This window comes from Pseudoalteromonas sp. TAP-3C (genome assembly GCF_059888565.1).
On sequence record NZ_CM187618.1, the window covers coordinates 3,236,947 to 3,260,254 of the forward strand.

Genomic DNA, 23,308 nt, shown 5'->3' on the forward strand with positions numbered 1-23,308 from the left:
TAAAGAAAGGCGCGATCTATTAATTTAATTTAAACCTTTAATATCATAAGGTTGATGTTATTTTAAAGTCCTTCCACTCCCAAATCACTTAATTATATAGTATAGTAATTAATAGAAAACTAAAAAAGTGACAGAAATGAAGAATTCCATAAGACCAATTAAAATTTTAGATTCAAGAAATGTTACAAGTAGTAGCCTTGCTCGTATTTTTTCTGCATCAATTTTTAATGAATTGGCAAATAAAGGTCACTCCCCAACACTAAAGTCTCTTACTTCAGAACTAGATATTGCTGTCAATGAATTCGAATCTCTAAGTGAACTATTTGATTATGCTTATAAACAACTTTCGAAATTTTATCGTAATGAATATCTTTACAAGAACTCTATCGCAAATAAAATTTTATTAGGAAAGCATTCTATAAATACAGCCTCGATGCTTTCCGAATTCAGAATTGCCAATAGTAAAGCTGATGCAATGATACTAAATGGAACAAGTCATATCTATGAAATAAAAACTGAACTTGATTCGCTAGAGCGTTTAGAACAGCAGCTTTGCGACTATTTAAAATTTGCAGAATTCGTAAGTGTGGTTGCTGATGGAAAGCATATATCTAAGCTCGAAACCTATATTCCAAAAAGCGTAGGCTTAATTGAGTTTACAAGTAAAGATACTTTAAAGGTATTGAGAAAGGCTGAATCCAACATAAACAATCTAAACCTGGATGTCATATTCGACTCGTTAAGGAAAAATGAATATTCCTCTATCATAAAAACATACTATGGATATATACCTGAAGCCCCTAATACATTGCTTTATAGAGAGTGTAAGAAACTGTTTATAAAAATACCAGTAGTTATCGTTCATAAGCTTGTACTGAAAGCACTAAAATTAAGAGCAAAAAGTAAATTAGATAAAAAGCTCGTGCTCAAAGCACCTAAGTCTTTAAAAGCAACTATGATTTGTAATGACTTTACGAAAAAGCAAATAAATAATTTGTCATCTGCTTTAGGAGAGTGCATAATTTAAGCAATTAGGATAAATCAAGGAAAGTCAATGTATTACCCCTACCTCCGAGGCAAGCAAAATGAATTAATTATGCTAAGGGAAAATGCTAAATTAATTGCAGCTTCAGATGTTTATCCAATTATCGAACCAGTTAAAAGCAATCTTAACCCATTAGTAAAGTCATTACGCATATTACTTGATGAGAGTTGTGAGTTTTCTATTATTATTAATCCATCATGCGGTGATCTTGAAAATGATACCACTGAATTAATTGAAAGGTTAAGTTCAGAAGAAATCTTATCTCACCCTAAAGTAAGAATAGCAATCATACTTGATGAATATTTAACATTAGAAGAAGTTTCAACGTATTTGGAAACCTACGCTGATAAAAATATAACTCTTATCCATTATGGTTTTACTCAAAGCAAACCATTAAAAAGCTTACTCAGTCAGAAAGTTTATAATATAGCTCATGTATTCATTGAAGATGCTCCCCAGAAAAGATATAGAAAGATTTTTCAAGATGATATAAGGATTTTGGTTCGGGACGGTTTCAAAAAAAGAGCAAATAGAGAACATCCAGAGAAAGAACATTTTTCAGACCTTCATATTATGTATGAAGATGAAGGAATGAATGGTTTCGGTGACTTCTTAATTAACGGTGACGAGTACTCAGAATCTGGTGGGCCAGCATATGCTGTTGCTATACACCTAACCTATCTTGATAAAGATGATGATAGTGATATGTTTATAAAACATTATGTATCAGATAGAAAAGACTCTCCTGCAGATCCTGGTGGTAAATTTTTAGAAGCTTTGGGTAAGTTAGTTAAAGATAATGATCCTAATATTTTTCAATCTAATGCCCATAAAGAGTTTCAGAAGCTGGCTGAGAGGCAGCATTTCCCTGGTTTAGGTTATGTAAAAAAACTATCGATGCAGCATCATATTGAGCTAATCGCTGACTTCTTTAGTTAAAGGGTGCTTTAAAATGGAATTTTGTGAAGAGTGCTTGAAGAACGAGTTTATTAAAGAAAGTATTGCTGTACAGTCAGAAAAAATTGGTGACTGCAATATTTGTGGGTCTGATAATGTCAGACTTATAGATATAGGCCATTTACATGAATTACTTACACCGATTCTTGACCTTTATATAGTTAACCCTGATGGTAAAAAGATCATCGAACTATTAAGAGATGATTGGCTCCTCTTTAAAAATATAGATAATGATAGATTATTAGAACTTCTTCGAAATGCAAAGTATGGTGATAATAATCTTGAATGGAATTATGTACCTTTGGTTGAACAACAGGATGTATTAGATTGGAGTTCATTTAAAAAAGAGTTAAAGCATAATAATCGTTTTTTTCCAAAATCTTTCCCTAACCATGATGAACTTGCATCTTTAATGAGCTACTTATCTTTTGTGATAGAAGCAAGAAATCAAACCTTTTATAGAGCTAGAATAATAAAAAGTGGCGATGAAATTTATGCCCCGGAAAATATGGGGGCTCCACCACCTGAACTTGCTAGTCATGGTAGGGCTAACCCATTTGGTATATCCTACCTATATGTAGCATCTACAGAAAACACTGTGGTATCAGAAGTAAGGCCTCATAATGGTGAAAGATTAGCTATAGCCAGGTTTGATAACTTAAACAGTTTAAAACTGGTTGATTTGCGAAACCCACGTCAAACCCTTGTACCGTTTAGGTATTCTGAGGATAGCCTCAAGAATATCTATAAAGGATTAGCTTTACTTGAAACTCTAGGAGTTGAGTTAACTAAACCTGTCTCACAAGACAAGGCTCCTCTTGAGTATTTATCTAGCCAATATCTCTGTGAATTTATAAAATCTCAACAATATGACGGTGTGATTTATAAAAGCTCGTTGGGGGACAGCGATAATTATGCCATATTTAACGAGTCACATCTTGAATGTCATGAAGTAATAAAAGTTAAAGTAAGTGAAACAAAAATTACGCATGTAGCTTGCTAATATTTTTCTATAAAAAGACCTTAGCTAGATCGCCATTTCAAGCACAGAAAGCCTTAGAAAAGATCAACAAAATTATAACCTTTTGATTTTAATCAACAGTAATTAATTTAGACCAGGAACAAGGTTGCTCAACGTCAGTGCCTTTAATAAACGCAATGTAGTACAACGATAACGCCAATGGCGAGGTGTTTACATTTTATAAAAAATTATACACAAGCTAGATTAGGTACATAGTTTTTCTGTTTATTTATACATTTCCTTATACTTATTTTTCATTACTTACTGAAAATAAACAATCTTGAATTAATGAATACGCGTAAGCAATATAATCATAAAGTGTATAATGTGAAGTATGGGAGTTAAACATTCGCGGCTAAAGCTCGCTCCTACGCATACCCGGAAGTGATCACTAAAATCAATACGACAAAACCATAAATTGAGCTCAATAAAAAAAGCGCATCAAGCGCCTTTTTTATCTTTAACAGGTAACTCTCAACCTGTTGATTTTACTCAACTGTAACCGATTTTGCTAGGTTACGTGGTTGGTCAACGTCAGTGCCTTTAATGACCGCTACATAGTACGAAAGTAACTGTAGTGGAATTGTATATACAATAGGGGCAATCACGTCATCGACATGGTTTACGTTGATCACACGCATTGTCTCGTCTGATTCAAAGTGTGAATCTTTATCAGCGAATACATAGATGATGCCGCCGCGAGCACGTACTTCTTCTACGTTTGATTTAAGCTTTTCAAGCAATTCGTTGTTTGGTGCTACAACAATAATGGGCATGTCAGCATCAATCAATGCGAGTGGGCCGTGTTTAAGCTCACCTGCTGCGTAGGCTTCTGCGTGAATGTAGGAAATTTCTTTAAGCTTAAGCGCACCTTCCATTGCAATTGGGTATTGCGAACCGCGACCTAAAAACAGTGAATGGTGCTTGTCGGCAAACTCTTCTGCAAGGTCAGCAATGCCATCAGCCAATAGTAGTATTTCTTCTAATTTAGCTGGAAGCAATTTAATGGCGTTAACAATCGTGCTTTGATCTAGGCCTTTTTCTTGCGCGATAGATGCAGTAAGCATTAACAAACCAACCAGTTGCGTGGTAAATGCTTTTGTAGAGGCAACACCAATTTCAGCGCCCGCTTTGGTCATAAAGGCCAAATCAGATTCACGCACAAGCGATGAGCCTGGTACGTTACAAATGGTCATTGATCCCATGTAGCCTTGCTGTTTTGCTAAACGAAGTGCGGCCAATGTATCGGCGGTTTCACCCGATTGTGAAATAGTAACCAATAAGCTGTTTTCGTGTACAAACGACTGACGGTATCTAAACTCAGAGGCAATTTCTACATTACAGCTAACACCTGCAAATTGCTCAAGCCAGTAACGGGCAACCATACCTGAATGGTATGACGTACCACAGGCAATAATTTGTACGTGTTTTACATCTTTAAATATTTGCTGCGCGCCCTCGCCAAAGGCATCAATGGCAACACGGTCGTCGTTTAAACGTCCTTCAAGGGTGTTACGTACCGCAAGTGGCTGCTCGTAAATTTCTTTAAGCATGTAGTGACGGTATTCGCCCTTACCTGATGCATCTTGGGTGATGTTTGATTCAATGACTTCACGCTCAACCGCGTTACCATCGGCATCAAAAATTTCCACGGTGTCGCGGGTAATGCGCGCTACATCTCCTTCCTCAAGGTAGATAAAGGTACGCGTTACCGGTAATAATGCGAGTTGGTCTGAGGCAATAAAGTTTTCGCCAAGGCCTAAGCCAATAACTAATGGGCTGCCTGAGCGAGCAACAATAATTTCGTTGTCATTTTCTTTATCAAATACCACGGTACCAAACGCACCTTCAAACTGTTTCACTGCTGCTTGAACAGACGCTAATAAAGTAGTGTGTTGCTGGCGTAACTGATGAATTAAATGCACCATGACTTCGGTATCGGTGTCTGATAAAAACTCGTAACCATCGCCTTTAAGTGCTTCACGTAAGCTTGCGTGGTTTTCAATAATGCCATTATGTACAAGCGCTAATTGGCTATTTGAAACATGTGGGTGGGCATTAGCTTCTGTTACGCCACCGTGAGTTGCCCAACGAGTGTGTGCAATACCTGTGTGGCCGCTAACACCTGCTTGTTCAAGCGCTGACTCTAAGTTTACAACCTTACCTACGGCCTTAACTGTGTTTAATGTACTACCTTCAAGTAAAGCAACACCTGCTGAGTCATAACCACGGTATTCAAGGCGTTTTAAACCTTCAACTAAAATTTTATTTACTGGGCGTTCTGCAACGGCCCCAACTATTCCACACATAATTTCTCCTTTTGCACATGCCAAAGCGTTAACTTTGGGTTTGTATGTGTTGTCATAATGATTAAAAGATAAAAGCAAATGTTGTCGGTTTGCCTTTAACTAAATTGAAAATTGCTATTCAACCTCGGCACAAATTAACTGCACACCACACGCCTGTATTGCTTGGCGGGTATCAAGCGCCAAGTTGCTATCAGTGATCAATGTGGTGACTTGCTGCCAAGCTAATTCTAAATTAGGGATTTTTCGGCCGATTTTTTCTGACTCCACCAGCACAATTACTTCTCGGGCAGCGCCCGCCATAACTTGGCTTAAGCCCACAAGCTCATTAAAGGTAGTAGTACCGCGCTCAACATCAATGCCATCAGCACCAATAAATAGCTGATCAAAATCATATGAGCGTAAAACGTTTTCCGCTACTTGCCCCTGAAACGACTCTGAATGCGGGTCCCACGTACCACCGGTCATCAACAGTGTTGGCTCGTTTTCCAGCGCCAATAAGCGATTAGCCACTTTAATTGCATTGGTCATCACCACCAAACCGCGCTTATTACCCAGCTCGGGGATCATTGCCGCAGTCGTGCGCCCACTGTCGATAATAATGCGGTTATGATCTTTGATGAGTGCTGCTGCCGCTTTTGCAATCGCCACTTTACGTTTTGAATCAATCTCATCGCTTACAATTTCTTGCGGCAGCGCAATCGCGCCACCATAGCGGCGCAGTAATAAGCCACTTTTTTCAAGCGCTGTTAAGTCTTTACGAATGGTTACTTCAGAGGTTTGAAACTGCTCAGCTAAACTATCTACGGCTACCTCGCCTAACTCATTAACTTGAGTAAGAATAAGGTGACGACGTTGCTGGGTGTTTCGTTTTGTCATTAAGTAAACCATTTAAGTTTCGTTTCGAAAGTTAGGGGATTTTAAACGAAACAACATAAATGGCAAGTGAATGCGTAAAAAAGCACAGTTTTATTCAAATTATCATCATGCTTAAAGTAGGTTAAGCTAGGCACCATTATTTAAGTTAAACAAAATTGATATGCAGTCATTTAATAGTATTAGTAAAGAGAATCTAGCGCAGCGTAAAGCTGTGCACGAAATTTGCCGATTATTTAATAAAAGCCCCAGTAAAGGCAATTCAAAACGAATTAAGAGCTTATTTGCACAATGTGGCGAAGGGGTGATTATAGAGGCGGGCTTTCATTGTGATTATGGCTCACAAGTGCAAATTGGTGATGGTACTTTTATAAACATTAACTGCACTGTATTAGATGCACCAATTAATGAAGGTGTGATTACGATTGGTAGTGACTGCTTAATTGGCCCCAATGTTCAGCTTTTGGCGGTTTCTCATGCAGTTAACCCAACTGAGCGGCTCAATAAAGAAAACTTTACGGCACCAATCTCCATAGGTAATAACGTGTGGATTGGTGCAGGCGTTATTGTATTAGCAGGTATTACCATTGGCGATAATGCTGTTATTGGCGCTGGGTCAATAGTAACCAAAGATGTTGCAGCAAATACTGTTATTGCAGGTAATCCGGCGATAAAGCTCAAGGATATTTAACACGCTAAAGCCCGCCCTGTAAGTCGTCATTTATGTCGACAATAACGTAAACTCTTAAGTTACATTTTACGCGCTAAAGCACGTCCCACATCTTTCTACAACCTTGTAGGTCGTCATTTATGGCGACAATGCTCTGCGAAAGAAACCTTATAAATAAACTGAATTCCAATACGGATAATCACCAATTCTAGTGACCAACTTGCGCCTCAAAGGATTTGCAGCAATGTACCTTGCTATTTCAACCCTATTTTCTTCTTCTCGCAGCGCATGATCATAATACGCTCTTTGCCATACAGGCTGATTTAAACCTCGTACTTTATTAACTTCCCGAGCTGATACGCCTTTTAAATGGCCTACAACAGTTCCTAATTCACTATTTTTAAGCTGTAATAAACCATGGAAATGGTCAGGCATTAAAACCCAAGTTAACCAACGGCATTGATACTTGAGCTCATTACTCGCAATACATCTACAAAAGGCATTAGCATGATCGGAATTACTAAATATCCCTTCTCTGCGGTGGCATGTAAATGTAATGAAGTATTCGCCTGATTGAATTGATACACGCCCTTTTTTTAATTTACTCCAGCTCATTTGATAAATTCCTTTTCCTAAAGCAGAAATAGCATCACGTTGTAAGCGCTTACCCACAACATTACTTTCACCAAATAAACGGATAGCTTCCGATTTTGATAAAACAATACTGTTTGGCTTTCTTAATGCTGTAGATAATTCTCCGTGAAGCATAGTGAATGAAAATATATCGGTAATATTCTGTGTTGCGGCTATCGTTTTAGTTAATTTAAACGACTTATTATTAATAGAGACCTGCTGCTCAAACCAATAATCCATTGGCGCTAACTTTTGTACCGATTCAATATTAGTAATACTCTCAAAGCTTTTAGCCAGCAATGCGTTAACAAAGGCTGAGTGAGTACCTTGTTGGTTATTATGTAGTTCAACTCGATAAACATGCTCGCTATCTTGCCATTGCTGGTCATAACTAAACTCATAATTAATGTATAACGCCATAAAAAAAACAGCGACTAAACCCACACTTAAACTAAATAGATTGAGACTGTAGATTAACGGTTGACGTTTAGCGGCACCAATCGCCGTTTTAAAATAGTTTACGAGCACTTTTTATTCCTTGTGAATTAATAATGTTTTCACTGATTAAAGTAATAGATTTGCGGAATAAAAATTAATTTCCGCCACGAATGTTATAGCAATAAAGCAGAATTACTCATACCGTAACGTCAGCGATGGCCTCGTACTGGCGGCTTTAAAGGCGAGGCTTGCAACCGTGAGCCAAGTAATTGCAGCAACAACTAATGCAGCTAAACCATAAACCCAAAGTGGTTGCCCTATGCGGTCATTAAAACTATTCAACCAATTAGCTGTTAACCAGTAAGCTAGCGGTATACTTACGACTAAGCTCAATGACACTAGCTTTAAATAAGACACGCTTACTGCTGTTACTAACTGGGTGACAGTTGCCCCTAGAACCTTTTTAATCGCCAACTCTTTTTGTTGTGAAAGCACTGTTTGAGATACTAATACGGCAAGGCTAATAATTGTTAAAGCAGTACTTAGGACTAATAACCATTTTGATAAGGTTGTTATCCTATGCTCATTTTTATAATTTTTTGCATAATCATCCTCAAACCGACTCACTTCCGCATCAAGAATGGCAAAGCGCGATTTTAATAACGTAGGGATCTGCCTTTTTAAATTCTCAAATACAGCATCATCGCTTAACTTTATAACAATATTGCCATAACCATTTGGCAAGTAGTTTCGGCCTAGGTTAAAAGAAAGCGGTGTCATTTTATGTTTAGCTGAGCCAACTTTCACGTCAGCAACAACACCCACAACCGTGGCACTTAAGTTAGTATCTGCATTACTGAGTGTCATACCTATCACTTGTTGCATTGACTCATACCCCGCTAAATGCACCATAGACTCAGTGACAATTAACGCAACGTGCTCAGAGCCATCCGGCTGCTTTTCAAACCAATCACTTTGAAAGTCGCGATTAAAATCTCTACCCGCTAACAACTTAAGCCCCAATGCTTCAACCACATCAAAGGTTGTTACCACTGAAGGAGCAACCCCATCAACTACCTGCCCATTTGGCCAAGTTAGTTGTACACCGCCGCGCACTTGCTCAGTAAGATTTATGTCGGTAGCCGCAGCTGATGTAACTCCGGGTAACTTACTAATTGCTGATATTACGCGTGTGTTATCTTTATCAAAAAGTTGTGTAGTTGGAATGTTTTTAACAATGAGTCTATTTTGGGTTTGATAGCCCACATCCATATTCGCAACAAACTCAAGCTGCAACTGAGCAATAACAAATACAATAAATACTGAGAGATCCCCACGAATTTAGCCTAAATTATCAATTTGTATAGTCAGAAGTGACAACTGGCTATACACATAAATAATGAACTGCCCATCAGGCTCATACCTAGGATCATCAACCACTTCTTTGCCAAGATAAATATAGGACAATACTCGTCGTTTTTTCTCTGTATTCGCTTGTAATGCCGCATCCCCTTGTTGTGCCGACACGGTGTACCCTATGCACCATAAGACAAACAACATTAACGCCGCTATGAGCAATAAATTATCAAACCTTTCTGCGCTTCTTGAATTTGCAAAGGCTAAACTAATGCCAAGTTTTGCATTCTTAGTGTCTCTGAAACTTTCTTCTATTTGCATACGTTGTTTATATAAAGTCACAATCCGTTGAGGCTTATCTGTAAATTGTGTAGGTAAATTAAACACAAGTAGCCAAGGCTCTTTGGCCTTTTGTTGTTGGTATTTAACCGTTGTACATTGAGATTGCCCACCCCGTTTTTTGATTTTTTTACGTCCCTTGTTTTTCCCTCTAAACAAAACACCTTGGCACGCGAAACGAACTGTTTTTCCGTAGTAAATCTGTGTCAGAAGGTGTGGTTTATCTGTTGCTTGCTCAAACCATGATTTACAATTTCGCCATGTCTCAAGGTCGCTAGATAAGGTCACATTGCCTCTGACGCGCCCAAGCCAATACCAGCCTTTATCTTCTATGGCTTTAAACCATGGCGTTCTAAAAATAGCATCAGATAAAATAATAGGCTGACAATCTGCAGGTAAACACTGTGCCAAGCTATCGAGTAAGTGTTGATGAGCCGCTTCGGTATTTAATTCGCTTTCAGGATACACTTTTTCATAGAGCGTTAACGCTCTTCCCCCCATTGGTATGCTTGCCCTGAGCACTTGAAATATTTCGCCGCCATTAATAGGTGACCAGTCAACGATAATAAGTGGGTGTTGTTGCTGGCCTACTAAGCATTCGGTCATATGTTCATAGAAACAAAGACGTTCTTGATGCAGGTTAGCATTACCAATCAAACGGTCTGCGCGTTTAATATCATGTTTTTTATCGGTATTAGAAAATGATTTTAATCCGCGGCCTAGGTAAGTGACAGTAACGCGCTGGTCACGCAAGCCTGAGTTAACAAACGTAAAGACTGTATTTAAACGTGTTTTATGAATTTCAGGGTAGGCAATGGCAATATCTTTGTGTAATATTTCGGTGGCTTTCATGATTATGAGTGAGTTTTTTTATAGTGAAAAAATTTGATCACAAATAATCATGAGAGTCTACCATTAATTTTTATTTTGTGGGGATTCGTCAGCAATAAATATGAAAGTGGCTAAACCTGCTTGAAAGCTCAGTATACCTTTGACCAGTAACCCCAAATGATACTGATAATGTGTTCTTACTAATAATTTTACATCAACATTTGCAACCACTAAGCCTGCATATACGCCATTAAATATACCTATTACACAAGTTATCAAAATAGCCATCAACACCATTGATGTATTAAGCACAAACGAGATATGCGACTCAACGAGCTGGTTAAAATAATCATGACTCAACTCCACAAATGCCAAAGACAACACTACGGAAAACCAGTGAGCACAATTGATTCAACTATAAATAGCCGAAAAAGCTGACCTCGACTGGCACCTATCGCCTTTTTAATCGCTATTTGCTTGGCAGTCCTGCCAACACTGACTAAATTAAAGTTGATAAAATTACTGGTTATTTGCAAAAAAATAATGAAAATAAGCCCGCACGCAATGGCAACCGTAGTAATTGACCCAGGCGCTTTCATTTCATAAGTTGAGCGACCTTTTAAATAAATATCAGTGATGTTTATTAATTTATATTGCACTGTTTTGTGCTCTGCTGATTTTGTTGTTAAATACTGCTCAAACAACTTATTTTCAAGTGCAGTAATATCTGTGTCGACTGCTGTTTTTATATAAACATAACCATGAGGTTGTTTTTCAAGAGCTGTGGGGAAAGCGGTGAGTACGTCAAACGCAAAGTGAGTTTGTGTTGGTAAGTCTTTAAATACAGCGCCGATTGTGTAGTTTTGTTCATTTGCACTTAGCCGCTCACCTATCACATCAGTACCAGCAAACAGCCTGATAGCTTCAGATTCACTGATCGCAAGTTGATTAGGCGTATTCAACACCACATCTATATCACCGCGCGTCACATCTAGATTAATAAATCGCGATAAATTATTTGACGCAAAATAAACGTTTTTTAGCTTCACTTTAGTGTCGCCATTACTTGTGCCTACATGACTTACTTCTGTATTAAAGTGGTGACCTACATACCCCATAAATTCAGCAGGTATTAAACCAAACACAGCTTCAACATCAGTATCGTTTAGCAGTGCTTGCGCCACCGCTAAATCCCGCATCGGCATTAATGTATCGAAGCCAAAACTTGTAAAATCTACGTGCGCCCTATAAACTTGCTGTTTATCCGGCTGATTACTATCATAAGAAAGCTCATGCTTTACAAACAAAGCCAACAATATTACTGCTGCTAACCCAGCACTATAACTAACAAAGTGGAGCCAAAATAATCGAGTCGCTTTTGTTCTTATTGAGGTAATTAATTGTTCCAAAATGATCATCCTTTTCAACTTGCTTTACGCTGCCAAAATTTAACTCGATACTTTGGCAGCGTTAACATTTTCATCTAAAACATCACTTTTTATTATTCATAACGCAAAATCAGCGAAGGGCGAGTGCTAGCGGCTTTAAACGCAAGGCTGGCAACGGTCAGCCAAGTAAACGCACCCACAATGAGGCCTGCCAAGCCATATACCCAAATGGTTTGCTCAATACGGTCGTTAAAACCTTCCAACCAGTTATCCATTAGCCAATAAGCTAGAGGTAAAGCAATTACAGCCGCTGCGAACACTATGATTAAAAACTCACGGGCAAGTAGATTAACTAAATTTAAACGGGTTGCGCCCAATACTTTTCGCATGGCTAATTGCTTTTGCTGACGTTTCGCTGCAAATGCCGCTAGTCCAAATAAACCTAAGCAACTCAAAAGTATGGCCAGCACAGAGAAATTTCGAATAAGCACAAACAAGTCTTGCTCGACACGATAAACTTTGGCTAAGTCTTGTTGCATTAGGCTAAATTGGGGTTCGGCAGTTAAATTAAACTGTTTTAAAAGCTGACGTAGCTGATTCAATAATTGGGGTAAATTTGCTTGTTCAGTGTGGACCACCAATCGAACGGTTGATTGCGAACTATACCCTGCTGAAAATGACACAGGCAGCCAATCGCCTTTTGCCGAGCCCACTTTAATGTCTTTTACCACGCCAACAATGGTTGCATTGATATTGCGATAAAGCCCTTGAACTTGCAGCCCCACCACCTCACTCACATTCTCATAGCCAGCACGTTTGGCCATTTGTTCGGTCACCAAAATGGCCATTGCCTGAGGCGCATCTTCGCCCTGCTGCGTATTTGACTCCTCATTGGTATAATACAACCAATCGCTTTTAAATTGCGGTGAAAAATCTCGGCCAGCAAGTAGTGTCAGACCCAAGGTTTCCACGGCATGAAAACCTGTGCCAATAGTCGGTGGCAGTTCACTTTCTTCATAGCCGTTTGGCCAGCGGAAATAAAAGCTTTCAAGAATGCTGTCGGTTAAATCTGTGTCTGTGGTGGTCACTTGCACTACACCGGGCAGCGCACGGATCTCATTGAGTATCGCGTGCTCTTTTGCCATCAATTGTTTGCTGTTTAAATCGTGTATCACAATGCGATCTGTCACATCATAACCAACCGACAAGCTTTGCAAGAACGTTAACTGTTGCAAGCTCACTAACGTACAAACAATTAAAGCCATCGCCATAGCAGCTTGAAATACTAACAAGCCTTTACGCACCATGTGACCTGTTTGCAATTGCCCTGCAAGTAAACTTTTAAGCGGAGCGCGTGCGACGCATAAAGCTGGATAAGCACCTGATACAAAAGCCAATAAAAGTATCAATCCCAATACAGCTAGCAATTGTGACCAGCCCCAAACTAGCTGTAATGGGCGGTTTGCAAAGTCACTAAAACTTGGTAATAACACCTCAACCCAACACAACGCTAACACCGTAGCAAAGGCCAGCATTAGCAAAGCTTCTAACAAAAATTGCAGAATTAATTGTCGCTTACTCGCCCCCAAGGTTTTTCGCATAGCAATTTCTTTGCTGCGGTAAAGCAATTGCGACACCGCAATATTGATGTAATTGGCTGCGGCAATGGCGAGTAGTAACACGCTCAATACCAGGCTCAAGTTCACTAAAAAAGCCGACCCACCGGGTTTAAATTCAAAGGGAGAATGGGCTTTAAAATACACGTCTCGCATCGACACTAAACGATATTCAAGCTGGCTATTCTTTAATTGATATTTTTCAATAAGACTTCTAGCTAACTGCTTTTCTATGCCTTTTAAATCAGCATTTCGTTGAGTTTTAAGGTAAATGTAGCTCGAAATTTCATTATGTTCGGTGTAATCAACAGACACTAAAGCATGAAACAAAAAGTGGCTGTTATCGGGTAAGTCATTAAAAACAGCACGCACAGTGACACTTTTCTCGCCCATCAATAAGGTTTGTTCGAACGCATTGCTAACACTGCCGAATAACCTTACAGCCTCACTTGCACTCAAGGCTATTTGATTGGGCTCTGAGAGCGCTTGTTCAAGATTGCCAGCCATCACATCAAGATGAATAAAATCACGTAAATTGGCCGAAGTGCCATATACATTTCGCAGCTTAAACGCTTGCCCAGCCACTTTAATATGATCAGTAAATAAATCACTATCGACCACATCTGCCAGCACCAATAAGTCGCTTACATCACTACGTGAAAACACTGTTTGCGCAATGCTTACAACCGTTAATGGGATCTCTTCTAAGCCCGGTACCTTTACATCAACATGCAGACGATAAACTTGCTGGTGATCGGGCTGCATTTCATCAAACGACAATTCATACTCTGCGAATAACGCCACTAACAGAGCTGTGGCAAGACCAATACTCAACCCAAAGACACTCAATAACGAATAAAGCTTATGTTGCTTGAATACTCTAAATGCTGTTGTTACATGTGATATCAACATATCTAACCTATAAGATCTTGTTCTCACCCAAAATGGCCTACCTGTTACTCCGATAGACCATGGTTTTGGCTAATAAACTTTATTTATTCATAACGAAGAGTTAACGATGGACGGGTGCTAGCTGCTTTGAAAGCGAGGCTTGCAACAGTCAGCCAAGTGATCGCAGCAACACTCAGAGCGGCAATTAGATAAACCCAGATAGCTTGATCAACACGCTCGTTAAAGTTTGCGAGCCAATCGCCCACCAGCCAATAAGTAAGCGGGTATGCTATGGCTACACTCACCACAACTAAAATCAAAAACTCTTTGGCCAGAAGATTCATAATACTGATACGTGATGCGCCAAGCACTTTGCGTACAGCGATTTCTTTTTGGCGGCGTAATACCGAGAATGACGCTAAACCAAAGGTCCCTACGCACGCTAAAAATACGGCTAAGCCAGAGAATAAAGTGACAAACTCGGTTGCACGTTCATCATTACGATAAAGCGCACGGTAGTTTTCGCTCAGCATATCTATTTGTGGGTCGCGAATTGCGAGATTCTCTTGCAAAATACTTGAAAGCTGCGCTTTAATAGGGAGTATTTTCGCAAAGTCCATATCAACAATAATGCGACCTGCCCAACTGCTGGTGTAGCCACAAATTAAGATGGTAGAAGGTTGTGCGTCTTTAACACTACCCACTTTAATATTTTTAACCACCCCAACAACAGTTAAGATTAAATCTTGGCCTTTGCCTGCACTGGCACGCCACGTACTGCCAATTGCATCACTTGGTGTTGCATAACCAGCTTGTTTTACTAGCGACTCAGTCAATATGGCTGAGGCGGTTGCTTTAGTTTCGCTAACCTCATTAAACCAATCAGCAGCCATTTTTGCACTAAAATCTCGGCCAGCGACCAATGTTAGGCCCAATGTTTTGGCTATGTCATTACCGGCGCCAATAATAGGTAAGCTTTGTTTGGTAAATTGACCGTTGTCGGCCGTAAATGTGCGAGACGAGTTATATGAGCCTGTTACATCAATATCCATAACGCTTGTTTTGTTTACGCCATCAATCGCGTTGATACGACTCAGTAATACTGTATTGTTTTTATTCAATATGTCTTTGGCAGCAATATCACTGATAATCAATTTACTCTCTTTGGTATAGCCAACTGGTAGTGATTGTAAATAAGCCAACTGCTGTTGCAGTAATAAAGCGCCAATAATTAGGCCAACCGATAATGCTGATTGTACAACCAACAAACCTTTTCTAACTGCGATGGCTGTACGGCCGCGCTGCATATCACCACTGAGCACTCGTTTTGCACTAAACGCCGACATAAACATGGCAGGGTAAATACCGGCAAGCAAGCCGATTAACAGTACAGCAACAGCAATTGCAGCACCTAACGTAGAGTCATAATTAAGGGATAACTGTCTATCGACTAATTGATTAAAAGCCGGTGTTAGTAATTCAACCAACATACAGGCAATTAATGCAGCAATAATAGTGATAAGTAATGACTCTACTAAAAACTGGCAAATAATTTGTGGTTTACTCGCGCCAAGTGCTTTACGTACGCCCACTTCCTTGGCGCGCTTTGCCGATTGTGCAATGCTCATATTAATAAAATTAAACGCAGCTAAAAGTATCAATAAAACACTCAAACCAATACAAATACGCAGCGTTGAAAGCGAGCCATTCTTTTTCATTTCATAATTAGAGTTGGAAGTTAAATGAATAGACGTTAGCGGATGTAATGTCATTTTTGCTAAATTTGGGTTTTCGTAAGCAATTTTCATGTAGCGTTGCTCAATAGTTTCTGCCAACTTTTCAACATCAGTACCTGGCTTTACTCGAATATAAGAGGCACTATTCATGTTTTGATATTCAGTATCGGCTGGTAACTCTTTAATTAACCCTTGAAAAAAGAAGTGCGTATTTTCAGGTAAATCAGCAAATACCGCCCCTATCTGCCAACGTTTATTATCTTGTATTAAGGTTTCACCAACAATGTCTGTACGGCCAAAAATACGTATTGCGTACTGCTCACTCAATGCGAGCATATTTGGTGTAGTGAGTACTTTGGCTAAGTCGCCTGCAACTAAGTCAAGATTCACAAAATCAGCTATATTGCTGCTTGCCGATATAATACTTTCTAACTTATAACCCACATCATCACGAACAAATTCAGCACCTGGCGGACTAGGTTCTAATGATAGTATGTCTTCTATTTCAGCCATATCTTTAAATGTATTCATAAGGTCTTTGTTGGTCATCGGCCCGCCAACACCTAAGGATGTAAAATACTGATTAACACGATACACGCGTTCAGCATTCGGTTGCTGCTTATCATAAGAGGCTTCATTAAAGGCAAACATGGCCACTAAAATAGCCGCAGCTAAACCAACACTTAAGCCAATAATGTTAAGTAAAAAATGCTGTTTTTGCTGTTTAAATGCCCGTAGGGCTGTCACTAAATAATTAATAAACATATTAAGCAACCTCAACAGTGCTTTGCTGCATAACATTTGCTTTATCAAGCATCACTTGGCCATCCAGTAGGCGTACTAAACGATCAGCATAGGCACCTTCTTTTTCTGAGTGCGTAACCATAATTACCGTGGTGCCCTCGCGGTTTAGCTCGCGCAACATCGCCATCACTTCATCGCCATTTTTAGAGTCGAGGTTACCGGTTGGCTCATCGGCTAAAATGAGTTTAGGGTTAATCACCAAGGCACGGGCAACGGCTACCCGTTGTTGCTGACCACCCGACAATTGCTGGGGTAAATGCTCACCGCGGTGATCAATACCTACGCGTTTTAAAATAGCTTCAACGCGTTCTTTACGTTCGCCTTTTGATATTTTTTGGTACTGTAATGGTAGCTCTACGTTTTCAAATACAGTTAGCTCGTCAATTAAGTTAAAGCTTTGAAATACAAAACCGATTGATGCTTTTCTTAGCTCAGCTAGTTGCTTTTCGCTGTACCCTGCGATGTCAGTTCCGGCAAAATCAAAGCACCCTGTAGTAGGTGAATCAAGCATACCTAAAATAGATAATAAGGTTGATTTACCACAGCCAGACGGCCCCATAATCGCTAAAAAATCGCCTTCGTTTACGGTTAAGTTAATATTACTCAGCGCTGTAGTTTCAACATCTTGAGTACGAAATACGCGGCTTAAATTAGTTAGTTTGATCATTGTTATTATCCTTAAAATTGTAGTTGTTGTGCTTTATCAAAGTTGCTGTAGCTAGAGGTAATTACTTTATCCCCCGCGTTTAGCCCTTCGAGTACTTCAAAATAGTGTTGATTCTTTTTGCCTAAGCGAATATCACGACGCACTGCTTTATCGCCACCTTGCTCAATAACATAAACCCAGTTACCGCCCGAGTTGGTAAAGAAGGCGCCACGTTTAAGTAATAAGGCATTGTTTTTGTCGCCCCCCAGCATTAACTCAATATCAATGCTTTGGCCGCGCTTAATGCTTTTGGTGTTACTGGGTAAATCCACTTCAACTTGAAATTGCGACTGCTGTACGCGGCTATCAATTTTGCTCACCTTGGCGTTTACTGTGCCGCTTTCAAGTTCAATCATTACCGACATATCGCGCTGTACTTGGTTTAAATAAAATTCATCAAGGCGAACAACCAGTTTGTATTCATTAGGTATATCGATTTGCCCTAATCGCGCGCCACTGTTTTTAGATTCGCCAATTTCCACATCAAGCTCGCTTAAATAACCAGCTACCGGCGCTTTGATTAATAAATTATCGAGGTTTCGACGCGCAAACTGCAGGTTCTGTTCCAGCATTTTAGCGCTGTCTGCAAGCTATGCCACTTGCACCTCACGAATTGAGTTTTCTTGCTTTTGACGCTCCAAAGTGAGCTCTTTACGTGCTTGGTAATAATTTAAATCTTCTTCTATTTCTGAAAGTTGCTCTTGCGCTAGTACGCCACTTTTAACTAAAGGTTTAGTTTGCTTTAAACGACGGGTCAGGTGGGTAATTTTTAGCTCGATTTCTAATAAGTCACGGCGTAAATTTAACCGGCTGGTTTCCATGGTCATTTGCGTATTACGTAAAAAGTTAAGCTGCTCAGTTACTTGTGCTTCACGGCTCATTACATCAAGTTGTAAGTTGGTATTGCTTAAGCGCACTAGCGGTTGACCTTTCTCAACATATTCGCCTTGCTCTACTAAGCGCTCCTCAACTTGCCCACCGGCAATGGTATCAAGATAAATACTGGTTTTTGGTACTACTTGACCGCGTAAGCTCAAGGCATCTTTAAATGCACCTTGTTTAACCGTGCTAATCGTAAGGCTGCTACGATCAATATTCTGACTACGGCCTGTATCGCTGCTTTGCGTAAAGCCGTATGCAGCCGCTGCAACTCCTAAAGCAAGCGCAGCAAAAGTGAATTTTTTTAAATACTTTTGGGTAAATGAGCGTTCTATTTTTTTGTCCATGTTGGCCACCTTGATACAGGTTTAATAACTAATTACCAATAGTTATTACAAACGCTATGCCAACTTTATTTAATAAATAAATTCAATAGGTTAATATTTTATTTAACTATTTTTATGGTGTTAGTGTCCGTTAATAGAACACTTTGTTATTTTATCAGCGTCCATTTATGGACACTGTTCCTTTTTTGTTTTAGGCTAAATAAAACCCTATAAAAATAACAATCATGAAACACTCAGGCTCACTGTTAATTGTTGATGACAACCCCGATATTCTCATCGCCGCACGGCTATTGCTAAAACAGCATTACCAAAGCGTTAAAACCACTGACAACCCATTTGATATTGCAGACATCATTAACGAGCAACGCAAAGTTGATCAGCCAATTGATGTGATCTTACTCGACATGAACTTTACCCAGGACTCCATCAGCGGCAAAGAAGGCTTTTATTGGTTAAAAAAAATCATCGAGCAAGACGCTAATATTGTTGTTTTACTAATGACCGCCTATGGCGATATTCAACTCGCGGTAGATGCGATTAAAGCGGGTGCCTCTGACTTTATTGCTAAACCTTGGCAAAATGAACAGTTACTTGGTGGCGTTGCAGCCGCGTTTTCACACGCTAAAGATAAACAACAAGTGGGTAAATTAACGCGTCAAAAGCAAGGGTTAAACCAAGCCTTAAATACCCCAAACTTTGAGTTTTTAGGTCAAAGCGCGGCCATGCAGCAGGTATTTAGTACCATAGAAAAAGCCGCACAAACTGATGCCAATATACTGATAACCGGCGAAAGTGGCACAGGTAAAGAGCTCACCGCGCATGCCATTCATCAAGCGAGTATGCGCCATAGCCAAACCTTTATGAGCTTGGACATGGGCGCCGTGGCACAGAATTTATTTGAAAGTGAGTTATTTGGTCATAAAAAAGGCGCGTTTACCGATGCCAAAAGCGACCGCATTGGTAAGTTTGAACTTGCCCAAGGCGGCAGTTTATTTTTAGATGAGCTGGGTAATTTACCCCTAGAGCATCAAGCCAAATTGCTGGCTGCACTACAAAATAGGCAAATAACACCAGTTGGCGGCAGCAAAGCGGTTGATATTGATATCCGCCTAATCTGTGCCACCAACGATAACCTTGAACAAGCGGTTATTGACGGGCGCTTTCGTCAAGATTTGCTATACCGGATCAACACCGTTGAAATTCGCTTACCGGCTTTACGCGAGCGAAGTGATGACATTCCATTATTAGCTAATTACTATCTAAAACACTTTGCGCAAAAATATAAACGCGACTTAACCATTAGCGATGATGATATGAACGCACTTTGCCAATATGCGTGGCCTGGCAATGTCCGCGAGCTTGCTCATGCTATTGAGCGAGCGGTTATTTTAACTGAAGGGGATAAACTCGATATAAGCTCAGTGGTTGGTAACACAGCAGCACTTAGCGCTGGCACTGATACTTACAATAACTGTCAAAACACAGAGGTTCTAAACAATCAGCCACAGTACGATACCTTTGATTTAGACATACTCGAACAACGTACTGTACGTGCAGCCCTTAAGCATCATCAAGGGAATGTTAGCCATGCCGCCAAAGCGCTTGGTTTAACCCGTGGCGCTATGTATCGCCGCCTTGAAAAGTATGGGCTATAGCAATGCGCCCTCATTTATTATTAGCTATTAATATTGCCGCACTTATTAGCGCCTGCGTACTCGTTAGTTATCTATTACAAAATAATGGGCTTTCAGCAACTTCACTGTTAATTATATTAGTCACTGCGACCTTGATAGCGCATATTTTTACGCTCTTTAAGCGCCAACAAAAACAAGCCGAAATGGTGATCCGCGCTTTAGCCAATGGCGATAGCACCTTAGGACTTGGCCAACAAAACCCAATGCTTAAGCAATTTGAACAAGTAAAAACGCAAATGCAAACAGCACGCTTTAATGCCGAGCAACAAGCGCAATTTTTACAAGCACTGCTTATTCATGTTGATTTAGCCGTGATGGTGTGTGACGACAACGGCAAAGTGATTGAATCAAACCCAGCGGTGAGCAAACTACTGGGTAAAAGCTTTCAGCATTTGCAAGAGTTAGGCGCTGTTGGCGAGCTAATTTTAAACGCCAGTCATAATATTCGCAGCACCACCTATTGGCAAAATGGCGAGCAGCACGACACGCTTTCTATTCAACTCAGTATCGCCGAAATACAAGGCAAAGTGCGCCGCGTAGTGAGCTTGCAATCAATCCATGATCAATTACAACTTAAAGAACAACAAGCTTATAAACGCTTAACTAAAGTGCTGACTCACGAAATTGCCAACTCTATCACCCCGCTTTCATCGTTAGCAAATACATGCACCACCTTATTGCCACAAGAATTGTGTTTTATTGATATTGAAGATAAACAAGACTTACAACTTGCGCTAAGCACGTTAGCATCAAGAACAGCACATTTAGGTGATTTTATTGCCCGTTTTCGCCAAGTTAGCAGCTTACCTAAACCTAATCTAGCGCCTAAAAATTTAGCCGATATGCTATCGCGCATTGTCACCTTGCATCAGCAACAAGCACGTGAATTAGAGATCAATATAGAACTTACAATTCAAAGCCAACAATTGGTAATGCTAGATAGCACTCAAATAGAGCAAGTATTAGTAAACCTGATAAAAAATGCCCTCGAAGTGTTAAGCAGCAACAAAAAATATAACCCGCAAAGCCCCACTCAGCCAAACATCAAACTCAGCTTGGCACAAAACGCCAGCCAACAACTCTATGTAGAAGTCAGCGATAACGGCCCAGGCATTAGCGAACATGTAGTTGATATGATCTTCGTGCCATTTTTTACCACTAAGCAACAAGGCTCCGGCATTGGCTTGAGCCTATCAAGGCAAATTATGCTCAACCACGGCGGTGATTTAATTTATCTACCAAAACCACAAGGCGCATGTTTTAGATGTGTGTTTGGTTAAAAGTAGGTCGTCGTTTACGGCGACAATTAATTAAAACCGCCATATGTACGCGCTAAAGCACGACCTACATAATTTCACAGCATATCTTGTAGGTCGTCGTTTACGGCGATAAAGAGCAGTTCACATTCTTTTTCCGCTCAAATCTAACTCACCCTATGTTAAGCTAGCCTGCTTTAGATTAGCCGCATTTATTTTTTCGGAGTAGCTTAGTACGTGTTTTCAAATCGATTTATCCGCTTTTTGCCATTGATTGTTATTTTAAATAGCTAAGTATTTTAAGGTAAAAATTAGCCCTTGGTACGATGGTCGCCAAGATGTGATCGACAGCACTCGCGCAGCGCTTGATTTTATGGAGTACTTATACAAACGCTTTGATGGTGATTGGTATCACGCCATTGCTGCCTATAACTTAGGTGAAGGCCGTGTACTTAGAGCGATCAGCAACAATAAAAAGCAAGGCAAACCCACTGACTTTTTTAATTTAAAATTACCTAAACAAACCAGTCAATATGTACCTAAGCTACTTGCTGCGGCGCAATTATTAAAAAGCCAAAAGATGGCGTTCCCTGCAATCGCAAATAAAGATGCGATAGCCAAAGTGGCCATTTCTGGCTCCGTTATTTTAGATAATAAAGCCCAATGGCAACAGTTAGAGTCTTTAAACTACGGGGTTATTCGCTTCCCTGCGATTATTGATGCGCCGCATCTCGTCGTGCCTGCCAGTGAGAAAGCTCAATTTGAAACCATGATCGCAAATCAAAAAAGCAACGATTACAGCCAATGGCAACATTACACAGTTAAACGTGGCGATAGTTTGAGTGTTATTGCTAAGCGCTACAAAGTGAGTGTGAGTCAGCTTAAAGTATTCAATAATTTAAAAAGTAGTACCATACGTATTGGTCAAAAGTTAGTGCTGCCGCAGTTAGCCGATACGCAAATAGAGCACAAAGTAAAATCTGGCGAAAGCTTGTGGAAAATAGCCAACCATTACAAAGTCAGCATCACTAAGCTAAAACAATGGAACAGACTTTCAGGCGACCGCTTAAAAGTAGGTGAGAAGCTAACCGTATTTTTATCTACACTTTATCAAACACATACATTATAGTAATTAATTACACTCATAAAAATAAAAACTAAACGATATGGATGATCAAAACTCACAACAGTCACAACCTGTGCCTGTAACAAGCAGTACACCGCAAGCTTGGTTCACTAACGAACGTCTCAATTTAATTCTAGCACTGTGTGCTATTGTTATTTCAGCCGCATCATTTTATGCCACCTACTTACAAGCAAGTGCCGCCGAGCGACAAGTAAAAGCCGCAACTTGGCCCTGGTTGGAAGTGATATCTGGTAATTTCAATGATCAAGAAAAAGCACATGAAATCGCCCTTAAAGTAACAAATTCAGGCTCCGGCCCTGCAATCATTAAATACTGACGAATCCCCACAAAATAAAAATTAATGGTAGACTCTCATGATTATTTGTGATCAAA

General features: G+C 39.9%; 18 protein-coding genes and 1 pseudogene. 8 read left to right on the plus strand and 11 right to left on the minus strand.

Annotated features, from left to right (window positions below; genetic code table 11):
* The first annotated feature begins 136 nt into the window (after window positions 1-136).
* The 3 genes from AC6H44_RS15155 to AC6H44_RS15165 are packed head-to-tail and all read left to right on the plus strand — an operon-like array spanning window position 137 to window position 3,005.
* Window positions 137-1,027 (plus strand): sce7726 family protein, encoded by an 891-nt coding sequence (locus tag AC6H44_RS15155; RefSeq protein WP_500736512.1) that lies wholly within the window; start codon window positions 137-139, stop codon window positions 1,025-1,027.
* A gap of 27 nt (window positions 1,028-1,054) precedes the next feature.
* Entirely contained in the window at window positions 1,055-1,984 is a 930-nt protein-coding gene (locus AC6H44_RS15160) for a sce7725 family protein (protein ID WP_500736513.1), read from the plus strand.
* A gap of 13 nt (window positions 1,985-1,997) precedes the next feature.
* Window positions 1,998-3,005, plus strand: coding sequence for an RES family NAD+ phosphorylase (locus tag AC6H44_RS15165; protein WP_500736514.1), 1,008 nt, complete (start codon window positions 1,998-2,000; stop codon window positions 3,003-3,005).
* 506 nt (window positions 3,006-3,511) lie between these two features.
* Here the strand turns inward: AC6H44_RS15165 and glmS are convergent.
* Window positions 3,512-5,332, minus strand: a complete 1,821-nt coding sequence (gene glmS, locus AC6H44_RS15170) for a glutamine--fructose-6-phosphate transaminase (isomerizing) (RefSeq protein WP_500736515.1) — start codon at window positions 5,330-5,332, stop codon at window positions 3,512-3,514.
* Between the two features lie 114 nt (window positions 5,333-5,446).
* A complete protein-coding gene (locus tag AC6H44_RS15175) occupies window positions 5,447-6,208 on the minus strand; it encodes a DeoR/GlpR family DNA-binding transcription regulator (protein ID WP_500736517.1) in 762 nt (253 codons plus the stop codon).
* Window positions 6,209-6,368: 160 nt separating this feature from the next.
* Between AC6H44_RS15175 and AC6H44_RS15180 the strand changes: the two genes are divergently transcribed.
* Window positions 6,369-6,896 (plus strand): sugar O-acetyltransferase, encoded by a 528-nt coding sequence (locus AC6H44_RS15180; RefSeq protein ID WP_500736518.1) that lies wholly within the window; start codon window positions 6,369-6,371, stop codon window positions 6,894-6,896.
* 147 nt (window positions 6,897-7,043) lie between these two features.
* Here the strand turns inward: AC6H44_RS15180 and AC6H44_RS15185 are convergent, their stop codons facing one another.
* The 9 genes and pseudogenes from AC6H44_RS15185 to AC6H44_RS15225 all read right to left on the minus strand — a co-directional run bounded on the left by AC6H44_RS15185 (window position 7,044) and on the right by AC6H44_RS15225 (window position 18,839).
* Entirely contained in the window at window positions 7,044-8,036 is a 993-nt protein-coding gene (locus AC6H44_RS15185; RefSeq protein ID WP_500736520.1) for an REP-associated tyrosine transposase, read from the minus strand.
* Between the two features lie 102 nt (window positions 8,037-8,138).
* Window positions 8,139-9,242 (minus strand): ABC transporter permease, encoded by a 1,104-nt coding sequence (locus AC6H44_RS15190; protein WP_500736522.1) that lies wholly within the window; start codon window positions 9,240-9,242, stop codon window positions 8,139-8,141.
* A gap of 45 nt (window positions 9,243-9,287) precedes the next feature.
* Window positions 9,288-10,493 (minus strand): IS4 family transposase, encoded by a 1,206-nt coding sequence (locus AC6H44_RS15195; protein ID WP_500735106.1) that lies wholly within the window; start codon window positions 10,491-10,493, stop codon window positions 9,288-9,290.
* A gap of 63 nt (window positions 10,494-10,556) precedes the next feature.
* Complete coding sequence (locus tag AC6H44_RS15200; protein WP_500736524.1) at window positions 10,557-10,838, minus strand: hypothetical protein; 282 nt, start codon at window positions 10,836-10,838, stop codon at window positions 10,557-10,559.
* A 17-nt stretch (window positions 10,839-10,855) separates the two neighbouring features.
* Window positions 10,856-11,881 carry an ABC transporter permease gene (locus AC6H44_RS15205; RefSeq protein WP_500736525.1) on the minus strand — a complete coding sequence of 342 codons (1,026 nt, stop codon included), beginning with the start codon at window positions 11,879-11,881 and terminating at the stop codon, window positions 10,856-10,858.
* 92 nt (window positions 11,882-11,973) lie between these two features.
* The gene (locus AC6H44_RS15210) at window positions 11,974-14,388 is read right to left on the minus strand and encodes an ABC transporter permease (protein ID WP_500736527.1); all 2,415 of its coding nucleotides are present in this window, start codon (window positions 14,386-14,388) and stop codon (window positions 11,974-11,976) included.
* Between the two features lie 83 nt (window positions 14,389-14,471).
* Window positions 14,472-16,868, minus strand: coding sequence for an ABC transporter permease (locus tag AC6H44_RS15215; protein WP_500736529.1), 2,397 nt, complete (start codon window positions 16,866-16,868; stop codon window positions 14,472-14,474).
* Window position 16,869: 1 nt separating this feature from the next.
* Complete coding sequence (locus AC6H44_RS15220; RefSeq protein ID WP_500736531.1) at window positions 16,870-17,574, minus strand: ABC transporter ATP-binding protein; 705 nt, start codon at window positions 17,572-17,574, stop codon at window positions 16,870-16,872.
* Between the two features lie 11 nt (window positions 17,575-17,585).
* A pseudogene (locus AC6H44_RS15225) lies at window positions 17,586-18,839 on the minus strand (efflux RND transporter periplasmic adaptor subunit).
* Between the two features lie 224 nt (window positions 18,840-19,063).
* On the opposite strand from AC6H44_RS15225, the gene AC6H44_RS15230 reads away from it, so the two are divergent.
* The 4 genes from AC6H44_RS15230 to AC6H44_RS15245 all read left to right on the plus strand — a co-directional run bounded on the left by AC6H44_RS15230 (window position 19,064) and on the right by AC6H44_RS15245 (window position 23,252).
* Window positions 19,064-20,494 (plus strand): sigma-54-dependent transcriptional regulator, encoded by a 1,431-nt coding sequence (locus AC6H44_RS15230; RefSeq protein ID WP_500736533.1) that lies wholly within the window; start codon window positions 19,064-19,066, stop codon window positions 20,492-20,494.
* A gap of 2 nt (window positions 20,495-20,496) precedes the next feature.
* Complete coding sequence (locus AC6H44_RS15235) at window positions 20,497-21,813, plus strand: sensor histidine kinase (protein ID WP_500736535.1); 1,317 nt, start codon at window positions 20,497-20,499, stop codon at window positions 21,811-21,813.
* Window positions 21,814-22,099: 286 nt separating this feature from the next.
* Window positions 22,100-22,918, plus strand: a complete 819-nt coding sequence (locus tag AC6H44_RS15240; RefSeq protein WP_500738448.1) for a LysM peptidoglycan-binding domain-containing protein — start codon at window positions 22,100-22,102, stop codon at window positions 22,916-22,918.
* A gap of 37 nt (window positions 22,919-22,955) precedes the next feature.
* Entirely contained in the window at window positions 22,956-23,252 is a 297-nt protein-coding gene (locus AC6H44_RS15245) for a hypothetical protein (protein ID WP_500736537.1), read from the plus strand.
* Window positions 23,253-23,308 lie beyond the last annotated feature (56 nt).

What these genes read in the sequence shown, in the direction of transcription:
- AC6H44_RS15155 (WP_500736512.1), top strand. Translation starts at nt 137, where the DNA reads ATGAAGAATTCCATAAGACCAATTAAAATTTTAGATTCAAGAAATGTT.
- AC6H44_RS15160 (WP_500736513.1), top strand. Translation starts at nt 1,055, where the DNA reads ATGTATTACCCCTACCTCCGAGGCAAGCAAAATGAATTAATTATGCTA.
- AC6H44_RS15165 (WP_500736514.1), top strand. Translation starts at nt 1,998, where the DNA reads ATGGAATTTTGTGAAGAGTGCTTGAAGAACGAGTTTATTAAAGAAAGT.
- glmS (WP_500736515.1), bottom strand. Translation starts at nt 5,332, where the DNA reads ATGTGTGGAATAGTTGGGGCCGTTGCAGAACGCCCAGTAAATAAAATT.
- AC6H44_RS15175 (WP_500736517.1), bottom strand. Translation starts at nt 6,208, where the DNA reads ATGACAAAACGAAACACCCAGCAACGTCGTCACCTTATTCTTACTCAA.
- AC6H44_RS15180 (WP_500736518.1), top strand. Translation starts at nt 6,369, where the DNA reads ATGCAGTCATTTAATAGTATTAGTAAAGAGAATCTAGCGCAGCGTAAA.
- AC6H44_RS15195 (WP_500735106.1), bottom strand. Translation starts at nt 10,493, where the DNA reads ATGAAAGCCACCGAAATATTACACAAAGATATTGCCATTGCCTACCCT.
- AC6H44_RS15210 (WP_500736527.1), bottom strand. Translation starts at nt 14,388, where the DNA reads ATGTTGATATCACATGTAACAACAGCATTTAGAGTATTCAAGCAACAT.
- AC6H44_RS15215 (WP_500736529.1), bottom strand. Translation starts at nt 16,868, where the DNA reads ATGTTTATTAATTATTTAGTGACAGCCCTACGGGCATTTAAACAGCAA.
- AC6H44_RS15220 (WP_500736531.1), bottom strand. Translation starts at nt 17,574, where the DNA reads ATGATCAAACTAACTAATTTAAGCCGCGTATTTCGTACTCAAGATGTT.
- AC6H44_RS15230 (WP_500736533.1), top strand. Translation starts at nt 19,064, where the DNA reads ATGAAACACTCAGGCTCACTGTTAATTGTTGATGACAACCCCGATATT.
- AC6H44_RS15235 (WP_500736535.1), top strand. Translation starts at nt 20,497, where the DNA reads ATGCGCCCTCATTTATTATTAGCTATTAATATTGCCGCACTTATTAGC.
- AC6H44_RS15245 (WP_500736537.1), top strand. Translation starts at nt 22,956, where the DNA reads ATGGATGATCAAAACTCACAACAGTCACAACCTGTGCCTGTAACAAGC.